Source organism: Staphylococcus argensis, assembly GCF_002902305.1.
GTDB classification, from domain to species: domain Bacteria; phylum Bacillota; class Bacilli; order Staphylococcales; family Staphylococcaceae; genus Staphylococcus; species Staphylococcus argensis.
Genome location: NZ_PPPX01000011.1, coordinates 313,911 through 323,204 on the forward strand (window position 1 = coordinate 313,911; position 9,294 = coordinate 323,204).

Sequence of the window (9,294 nt, forward strand, 5' to 3'; positions counted from 1 at the left end):
TGCAAATTCGTTAAAAATCGCGCTCTCACTTAGAGATTTAATTGAGCCTGATATGCAAATTAGCGAAGTAGCAACGAAATACAATTTCCAAAACATCGCTACGTTTTCAAAGCAGTTTAAATACTTTTTACATGAACCGCCAAAACAATTTGTCTTCCGCTACAAAGTCCTCGTTATCAGAACGAAGAATCCATTGATTGTTAAGGTTGCGAACTACTCAAGATTCATTAATCTCATCGAGAGTTTCTCTCAACATTCGAACTCGAGTAACGTTGAAGAAATTGACCTCGATAACCTAGTCGAGAGCCGTTACATTCACCCGTTAGACATGATGATTAAGGTGGATAATTTACACAAACTGAAATACTACGCGCAACGCATAGATAAAGACTTAGATGCTGAAATCTTCCAACGACCTACCTTCTTAGTTCAAAACTTTAACGTTGAAGATGCAAATCAATTTAATACTTACGACAACATTCAAAGTTTAATTCGCTTAATCTCTCAACAAGGTCATGTGATACTAACAATTAATAAGGTAAATACGTATTATAGACTGGAAGAAAAGTTGAAACAACTCGTTTGGGGCGGCACACTATCTAATGAAATGCTACGTCACCTCGTCATTCTCTTTGATAGTGAGAATTTATCAGTGAAGACCATTTCGGTCATGCGTCGTCGGGCGGCCGACCTATTCCCTGAGTTACAATTTGCGATGGTAATCGACTACTATTTATTCCATCATACGCAACAAGACTACTTCATGGATACGTTGAAATCACTCGATTTGAAATATTACTTTGTCGCTTCAGACTTGAAGACATTACATGACAAGCTCATTGAAATTGACGATAATTTCCGAGTAGGAGACTCACTCAGAGAGGCATTAATGCAATTTATCGATTTATTCGGTAATGATAAAGATAAGATTGTATTCAATCATCTTACTCATAGTACCTTGAGAGCTTACTTCCAATCACAAGCGGAAACGTCTTATACACTTCCTGCTAAATTCTATATAGAGTTATCTCAGAAGATTGGTGGATTAGCGTTCGATATACAAAGCTCGGATCGTGACACGGTAAAATTACTCAATGCTTTTGAGAGTTACCGTCCTATCGTGCACATTTATAGTTTATTGTCACCATTCATAGGCAAGCAAGTCATGGTCTTACCATTTGGTCTGATGTACCAAAGTGATCAGAAGTATCATATTCTATTATTTGGTGGTTATCGCTTTGATGAAGAAAGTGATGTCTCACTCGTCGTGAAGATTCATCATGCATTTACACGTGATTTCTTGCTGTTGAGTCGCACTTTAAACAACACATACGGTACAATCGACACAATTATCGAACCACATCTACAAACGATGGAGCTTGATCCACACATCGCAAGACGGATTAATGAGACAAACCATCCTAGAGCTGAGTTTGTACGCTATGACTGGGCGAAACCACTCGAAATGAATCTTTCTTATCAAACATTACAATACTTGTCGATTATCACTACTTAAATAACAAGGGTCGAAAAGGCAATTATACCTTTTCGACCCTTTTATTAATGAATATATCGATTTTAGTCGCTTTCAATAAGCTAAATTATACCTATAGAAGAATCATTTCAACCTTTACTATAAACTTCTATTCCTTACCTTCAATATCTTTTGCAATCATGTCACCGATGATTTGAGATGCGTTACCTTTCTCAATTGAGCAGAAACGCTCGTAGAAGGCATCAATTTTATCTTGGTAATCTTTTTGAACTTTATCGAGATCTTTCAAATTCTCAGTAAGCTCGTATGCATCTGTATGAATTGGACCAGGCAAGTCTGATTTATAATCCATATAGAATCCACGTAGCCCCTTATCGTACTTTTCAATATCATACGCAAAGAAGAATTGTGGACGTTTCAAGATACCGTAGTCAAACATGACTGAAGAGTAATCTGTAATCAATGCATCACTGATTAAGAAGAGTTCAGATACGTCATCATAATCAGATACGTCAATCGCAAAGTCTTCATAACCCGCTAAGTCCAAGGCGTTAGCGATGAGATAATGCATGCGAAGTAGGATTACAGTATCATTACCAAGCTCTTTGTATAAGTTCTCTAAATCAATCTTCAGGTTAAATAAATATTGCCCTTTCTTCACAAACTCATCATCTCGCCAAGTTGGCGCATACATGATGACTTTCTTACCTTCAGGGATGTTCACTTTCTCACGAATATGCTTGATGAGCTCTTGGTCATCCTGTCGATTAACTAAGATATCATTACGCGGATAACCTGTTTCGAGAATACGATCTCGATCCATCCAGAACGCAGATTGGAAGATATCTGTTGAGTGACGGTTTGGAGATACGAGATAGTCCCAGCGGTCTGTTTCTGTACGGAAATTCACTTTGTATTTCGCTGTTGTTGTACCTGGCATACGCACATATTTCTGGTCGCCCGCTAGACGTTTCAATGGTGTACCGTGCCATGTTTGATAATAAAGTTGATTAGGTTTCTTGTTGATAGAAAGCGGAATACGTGCATTAGAGACCCAGTGACTTGCTTGAGAATAAGCTTCATAGTATGCTCTAGAGTTCTTCTTCACTTTCTCAGCTGGTCCCGGCACTTCCGTTTTGTCTGGTTTCTTCACTATCCATTTATAATTGAAATAAGGGTAATGTTTGGCCATGTATTCATAAATATACTTCGGACTATCACTGTAGTTCTTGCCACCAAAGGTTTCGAATACAATCGTCTTTTCGTCTACGTTCTCTGGTTTATCTGTTAACTTATAACGTGATAAATCTTGATCTTTATTACGCAAGATAACATTCTTCAAATGTCTCGTGACATAGCGGAAATGGTTGAATTTCTGAGCAGAATCATTTTTACCTAGCGCAGTTAAGGCCATTTCTACTCCAAACAAGAATTTTTTACTTTTCAGAATAGACGGAAGTAAATCTTTACTTACTTCCGACAAGAGATTGCGATGATCCAAGTAACGCTCATGTACGTCTGGATGAGATGGGTCAAAGCTTGAGATGAGTGTGTTGACCATCTTCGTCTTTAAGAATTGTTGGTTCTCTCTGTTATCAGTAAGTTGAATACTTTTGTAAAAGCTTTTCACATAATCATTAAAACGCAGATTAAATGCTCTCTCTGATAATTGTAATGTATTAAATGGATCTAATAACTCACCACGGAAGTAGAACGGGAAACCATAGATACGAACGAAGCGATCTACGTGTTGAACATATTGAAGTAAAAATGTCTGGTCCGCGTATATTTGAATGTCCTCATCAAATCGTAAATTGTTACCTCGAACAATACCTGTACGGAGTATCATGTTACATACAGAATTCTTACGTAGGAAAGAGTTCGCATTACCTTTACCGTGATAATAACGTACTTTCACTTTATTTAAATCCACATATTGTGGCGTTCGCACCGCAAATTTATGAATAGGCGCAATTAATGCATCTGCTTGATTGAGATTCTGACTATAGAATCTTAGTGCATAGGAAGCTAGAACATCATCTGCGTCAACGAACATAAAGTAAGGTGTATCGACCGCTTCCATTCCCTTGTTACGTGCATGCGCATGACCGTGATTCTCTTTAAGCGTGATATGTTGCACACGTTCAGAATCAACATCCGCCATTTCACTTTCGACAATTTGTGCCGACGCATCTGTAGAACCATCATTGATAAAGATATAATTAAATTCTTGGTAACGTTGGTCTTTCAAGCTGTTGATACATGCTTTGAGCGTTTCTTCATTGTTGTAGTAAGGAATTATTACTGTTAAGTTGTTCATCAATTTTGTCCTTCCTTTTTAATATATCTAGTCGCTTATCATCATGAATATTAAGTTGTGTCTATATCAATTATTATGTTTCAAATGAAACAAGTAACCAATTTAATCTTAGAGATAAGCTCATAACTTTTCAACTAATTTTGCGCTTTATCACTGAAGTTACATCTCTATTCATTTACTTTGCTAATATTTTGATAAATGATATATTGTAAAACAAGATAATTACATGGTGACATCTACGGGTATAGTATTCAATACTACTTGCGAGGGATATGTTTTATGATTTATTCAATAACTACAACGTTACCACCTCAACATGGTGGACGTACGAAATCGTTACTTAAACGTAATAAACTCATCACAGAACACCTCAACACTGAAGCTACTATCATCACGACGAATTACAACGCAGATTATCCTAATATTATTAAAGGATTTAGAGATAAAAAACTGATTAACTCGTCGATTTATCATGAAAACATGTACGATTGGCTCTCCAATCACATGCTCTTTCATGTACCTACACGTAAATTCTCCAATCAACCTCATTTTACAAAAACGCGTCTAAAGATTAGAGGTTTGCGAAGAGTTCAAACGAAAGCGAACCACTTCAAATATTACGATGCGCAAAATCGACTTATACGTCATCGTGTTTACTATAAGAATAGTCGTGTACTTAGGGTTGAAAACAGATTCGATAGTAAGAGTGGCGCTTTAGTTGAAAGACAGTTGTTTAATCGTTATGGACGACTACATAAACGTGTTGCTTTCGATATCGAGACAGAGCTCACCTTACATGAGTCATTCTTCGACACCGCAAATCATCTCTACTGTGAAAAGTTCTACGATTGCGATGAAAATAACACCTTACAACTTATAAAGGTGCATCGTCCAAATCGATATCCGAAATACTTTAAGACAGAGAAGCAGTTGATGGAATATTATTACGAGTGTCGATTCAAAGAGAATGACGTCGTCTTTAATGATGCACGACTTTTAGATAAACCACTCATGCATAAATCTAACACAACACACAATATTATCGTTCTTCATAGCACGCATTTGAAAGACAACGGTAAACTTAAAGGTTCCTACAAATATGCATTAAAGCATCCGGAACAACTTTCAGTGATTATGGTCTTCACTGAAAAGCAGAAAGAAGATCTCGTACAACGTTATCAAATAGAAGAAGACAAGATCAAAGTGATTCCGCATTACATCGATGATCACAGTGAATATTACAGACCATTCGAACAGAAATCGCACTTTATATACATTGGTCGGTTCAGTCATGAGAAACAACTTGATCATTTACTAAGTGCGTACCAACAATTTCTATCTAAAGGCTATCAGACGCCACTCGTACTCTTTGGCGGTAGCGACAAACAACAAGTTAAACAAGTTCAAGCGTGGATTGATAAATTCGATATCAATGATTATGTCACGATAGAGTCATTTACGAATCAACCATTAATTGAGTTTAGTAAAGCAATCGCTTCTCTTTCCACAAGTCAGTTCGAAGGTTTCGGCCTGTCTATCATGGAAAGTCTTGCGGTAGGAACGCCAGTCATCTCTTACGACTACAATTATGGGCCAGGTGAGATGATAGTTGATGGCGTTAATGGTTATCTAGTAGAAAAGAATAATACGGGACAATTTGCTGACAAGATGGCACAGCTCGTGGATGAACACCTTGCTCAGGTAGAGCTTAAACCGCAGTTCCACACGCAAAGTGCGATTGCTAGCTATCGAGCCTTATTACAATCGTTGAAATAAACACATAGCTACTTAGTCGCAAATTACGATATAGGTATTATTATGACTTAAATAGGAGCTTAATTATGATCTATACAATTACTACTACGTTGCCTCTTGAACATGGAGGTAGAACATTCGCAACCCTTCGTCGTAATTTACTGATGGCAGAGCATTTCAAAGAACCTATTAAAATTCTTACGACGAATTATAATGCAAATTATGAAGATGTTTACGAAGACTATATGAAAAAGTCAAAAATCAACACGGACTTTCAACTTGAAAATATGTATGATTGGTTATCAGGCTACCAATTACTCACACCACCTACACAACGTTTTAGTCAAAAACGACGCTACTTTACTACACCCATAGAGATTGAAGGCTTAACTCATAAAGTAGATGATAAAAAACCGGCTGTTCGATATTATGACGGCGATACGTATGTGCTTTATCGTAAATACAGACCCAATAGTGAAATACTCAGTTTCGAAGATTTGAGAAGTCCGATTCATAAGAAACGGCTTGAACGTCGCCATTACAATAAATACGGTCAACTTCATATGGTGACACAATTCTCGCCAGTGAAATGGACACGTATTAGCGAAACTTTCTATGATACGAAAGGCAATATTTATTGTCGCAAATACTACTCTACAGAAACGGAGAAGATTCGTCTGATTGAATTAATTAAAAACAACCAAATTTACCAAACATTTCGTACACTTAAAGAGTTACGTGCTTATTACTTTGATCAACGCTTTAAAGATGGCGACATCGTCTTTAATGATGCACGTAAGCTTGACGAACCTCTTTTAGCTAAAAAGGTAAAAACGAAAAATATTCTCGTGATTCATAACATTCATTTCTTACACAAAGATCCGTCTCGATTAGATGAGCACTATCGCTACGGTTTAGAACATCCGGAAGAAGTCTCTAGATACTTAGTATTAACACACCAACAGAAAGATGATTTGCAACGTGAATTCCAATTTCCAGATGAAAAATTCGCAATCATACCTCATTTTAGTGAGCAATTGAAGAAAGTAGAAGATGCGATGACACAGCGACATGGTTTCGTCTATATCGGTCGCTTTAGCTATCAAAAACAAGTCAACCACCTCATTGATGCGTATGCGATTTACGCTCAAAGAGGAAATCTGACACCTTTACATCTATATGGCAGCGACGACGAAGATATAGTGCCTCAACTCAAACAACAAATTAAAGAACTAGGGATTGAGGACAAAGTAACGATTCACGGATTTACTAATGAGGTGAATCGCATATTCTCTGAATCAAAAGCATCTCTTCTGACTACTCGATTTGAAGGATTTGGACTAACTATCATGGAAAGCATCGCAAATGGTTGTCCAGTTATCTCCTATGCATCGCGCTACGGTCCGACAGAAATTATCAACCATGGACACAATGGATACCTCGTCGAACCCGATGATGTAGCATCATTTGCTAAATATATGGAGAAAATAGATCAACACCCATTTGAAGAAGTTGCTTTGTCAGAGCATCTATCTGAAGACACAGCAATTCAGCGTTATGCTCAACTCGTAAAAACACTAAAGAAAGAATAATATTTCTAAAAGAAGGGAGCCAGTCATCGAACAGATGATTGACTCCCTTTTGTTTATATCAACTTATCTAACCGTGCACGTTCTGTGACGAAACCTTCCGCGTACTCTACGCCTATTTCAAGTCCGTGTCGTATATTATAAGCGCTTACTCTTGAATATAATGAATCGTTACGTTGTGAATATTTAACAATTTGCGAGTGATGTAATCCGATTAAATGCTGTTTATGATTGTACTCACTTGAAATGTCATAAAAGGTATCAGGGGTGAAATGTTTACTCGTCACTGATTCATACAAATAAAGTGTCCGCTTCTTAGCTGAAGCACTCGTCACTTGATACGTCGTTTGGTGATCTTGATGATAATCAGAATGATAGTGTGTAAAGATGATTTCTGGATTCACTTCCTCGATAATCTCACTTAATTGATCAATTACCACGGGATCTTTCTGCATGTATCCATCTCGACAATTTAAGTAAAATGTGTGATTCGCTAGCAGATAACGAGATGCTTCTTCTTGTTCAAGAATGCGTACATTCTTCGTCTTACACTGCCAATTCTCGCCATTAGTCATGATGACTAAATAAACATCATAACCTTTCTTAATTAAACGCAGTAAAGTACCTCCACAGCCAATTTCGATATCATCTGGATGAGCACCGATTGCTAATACTGATCTTCTCATGTTTATCTCCTCTTGATGTTAATTCGCCTACGTTGAAATGAGGTCATGATTATTTAATTTCTTTGAGGGCTAGGTATGAATACTCTGGCTCAACTCAACACGTTATGACACGCATCCACCGTAACTCGTTAAGGGTATTATATTTTGCCTTATCTCTAAAGTCAATTTTGAATCCAGCCTATTAAGTGACTTTAAAAAATCCGAAAAAAGACTATGGCAGATCTGATCTCTACCATAGTCCCTATCATACAAATTATAGCGATTTTTCCTTAATAAACTTCTTAATTTCATCTTTCATTTCTGGGTCTTTCAACGCGTACTCAATAGTTGTCTTAACAAATCCAATTTTTTCACCAACGTCATAACGTGTCCCTTCGAAATCATACGCTAGCACTTGTTCTTCTTTATTCATACGTTCAATCGCATCTGTAAGTTGGATTTCATCTCCACGACCTTTAGGTTGATCTTCTAAATAGTCAAAGATACGTGGTGATAATACATAACGTCCCATAATTGCTAAGTTTGAAGGCGCTGTACCTGGTTCTGGCTTTTCTACAAACTTATTCACTTTATATAGGCGTCCATCTTGTGAAGATGGATCGATAATACCATAGCGAGAAGTATCAGAGTCTGGCACTTGTTGCACGCCGATGACTGAAGCATCATTTTCTTCATACTGTTCAATTAATTGTTGAATCGCAGGTGTTTCTGAATCGACGATATCGTCCCCTAAGAGTACCGCGAATGGTTCGTCGCCAATAAACTGTTTCCCTGTATAAATCGCGTGACCTAAGCCAAGTTGTTCTTTCTGACGAACGTAGAAGATATTGGCCAAATCCGTCGCTTCTTGAACTTTTTCTAAATATTCATCTTTACCTTTGCTTTCTAAGTTGTCTTCGAGTTCTTTTTGATTGTCGAAGTGATCTTCAATCGCACGTTTATGCTTTCCAGTAATAATGATGACATCCTCAATGCCTGCTTTCGACACTTCTTCTACAATATACTGGATTGTCGGTTTATCTAAGATAGGTAACATTTCTTTAGGCATTGCTTTCGTAGCTGGTAAGAATCTAGTTCCAAGCCCTGCAGCTGGGATTAATGCTTTTTTTACTTTTTTCATATTCTAAACCCTTTCCATGTGTAATCAATTTCTAATTATTAACATTATTGTATTACTAGTTATTGTAATTATACATTGACTTATATTCAAGAATATTAATTCATTTGTTGAAGTTATATTCTTATATAAGAATTATAGCATTAAAATATTTATTATTTCGTGTTATGATTTGTTGTATTATAAATTCCCTATTCCTCCCTATTTACTCATTACAAAATTACACTTATAACTATAAGTTATACTTAATATTACGAAATTCAAAGAATTATTTTTCTGAAAATATTTACAATTCTGATTCGAATTAGTATATTCATATCTATAAGCTATTT

The 9,294-nt window shown here is 36.7% G+C and carries 6 protein-coding genes; 3 read left to right on the top strand and 3 right to left on the bottom strand.

The genetic code is table 11. The features are described 5' to 3' along the window. On the top strand, nucleotides 1–1,516 hold a 1,516-nt coding region (locus CD039_RS08425; RefSeq protein ID WP_206169774.1), incomplete at its 5' end, for a hypothetical protein. A gap of 127 nt (nucleotides 1,517–1,643) precedes the next feature. On the opposite strand, the gene CD039_RS08430 is transcribed toward CD039_RS08425, so the two are convergent. Next, nucleotides 1,644–3,815 carry a bifunctional glycosyltransferase/CDP-glycerol:glycerophosphate glycerophosphotransferase gene (locus CD039_RS08430; RefSeq protein ID WP_103371946.1) on the bottom strand — a complete coding sequence of 724 codons (2,172 nt, stop codon included), beginning with the start codon at nucleotides 3,813–3,815 and terminating at the stop codon, nucleotides 1,644–1,646. 279 nt (nucleotides 3,816–4,094) lie between these two features. On the opposite strand from CD039_RS08430, the gene CD039_RS08435 reads away from it, so the two are divergent. Then, a complete protein-coding gene (locus CD039_RS08435) occupies nucleotides 4,095–5,591 on the top strand; it encodes a glycosyltransferase (protein ID WP_103371947.1) in 1,497 nt (498 codons plus the stop codon). A 65-nt stretch (nucleotides 5,592–5,656) separates the two neighbouring features. Then, nucleotides 5,657–7,162 carry a glycosyltransferase gene (locus CD039_RS08440; protein ID WP_103371948.1) on the top strand — a complete coding sequence of 502 codons (1,506 nt, stop codon included), beginning with the start codon at nucleotides 5,657–5,659 and terminating at the stop codon, nucleotides 7,160–7,162. A 53-nt stretch (nucleotides 7,163–7,215) separates the two neighbouring features. On the opposite strand, the gene CD039_RS08445 is transcribed toward CD039_RS08440, so the two are convergent. Both CD039_RS08445 and galU read right to left on the bottom strand, forming a co-directional pair. Then, nucleotides 7,216–7,845 (bottom strand): PIG-L deacetylase family protein, encoded by a 630-nt coding sequence (locus CD039_RS08445; protein WP_103371949.1) that lies wholly within the window; start codon nucleotides 7,843–7,845, stop codon nucleotides 7,216–7,218. 253 nt (nucleotides 7,846–8,098) lie between these two features. Then, nucleotides 8,099–8,965 (bottom strand): UTP--glucose-1-phosphate uridylyltransferase GalU, encoded by an 867-nt coding sequence (gene galU / locus CD039_RS08450; RefSeq protein WP_103371950.1) that lies wholly within the window; start codon nucleotides 8,963–8,965, stop codon nucleotides 8,099–8,101. Nucleotides 8,966–9,294 lie beyond the last annotated feature (329 nt).

Bases quoted from the DNA above. Each gene is read 5' to 3' on its own strand.
- CD039_RS08430 (WP_103371946.1), bottom strand. From the start codon at position 3,815: ATGAACAACTTAACAGTAATAATTCCTTACTACAACAATGAAGAAACG.
- CD039_RS08435 (WP_103371947.1), top strand. From the start codon at position 4,095: ATGATTTATTCAATAACTACAACGTTACCACCTCAACATGGTGGACGT.
- CD039_RS08440 (WP_103371948.1), top strand. From the start codon at position 5,657: ATGATCTATACAATTACTACTACGTTGCCTCTTGAACATGGAGGTAGA.
- CD039_RS08445 (WP_103371949.1), bottom strand. From the start codon at position 7,845: ATGAGAAGATCAGTATTAGCAATCGGTGCTCATCCAGATGATATCGAA.
- galU (WP_103371950.1), bottom strand. From the start codon at position 8,965: ATGAAAAAAGTAAAAAAAGCATTAATCCCAGCTGCAGGGCTTGGAACT.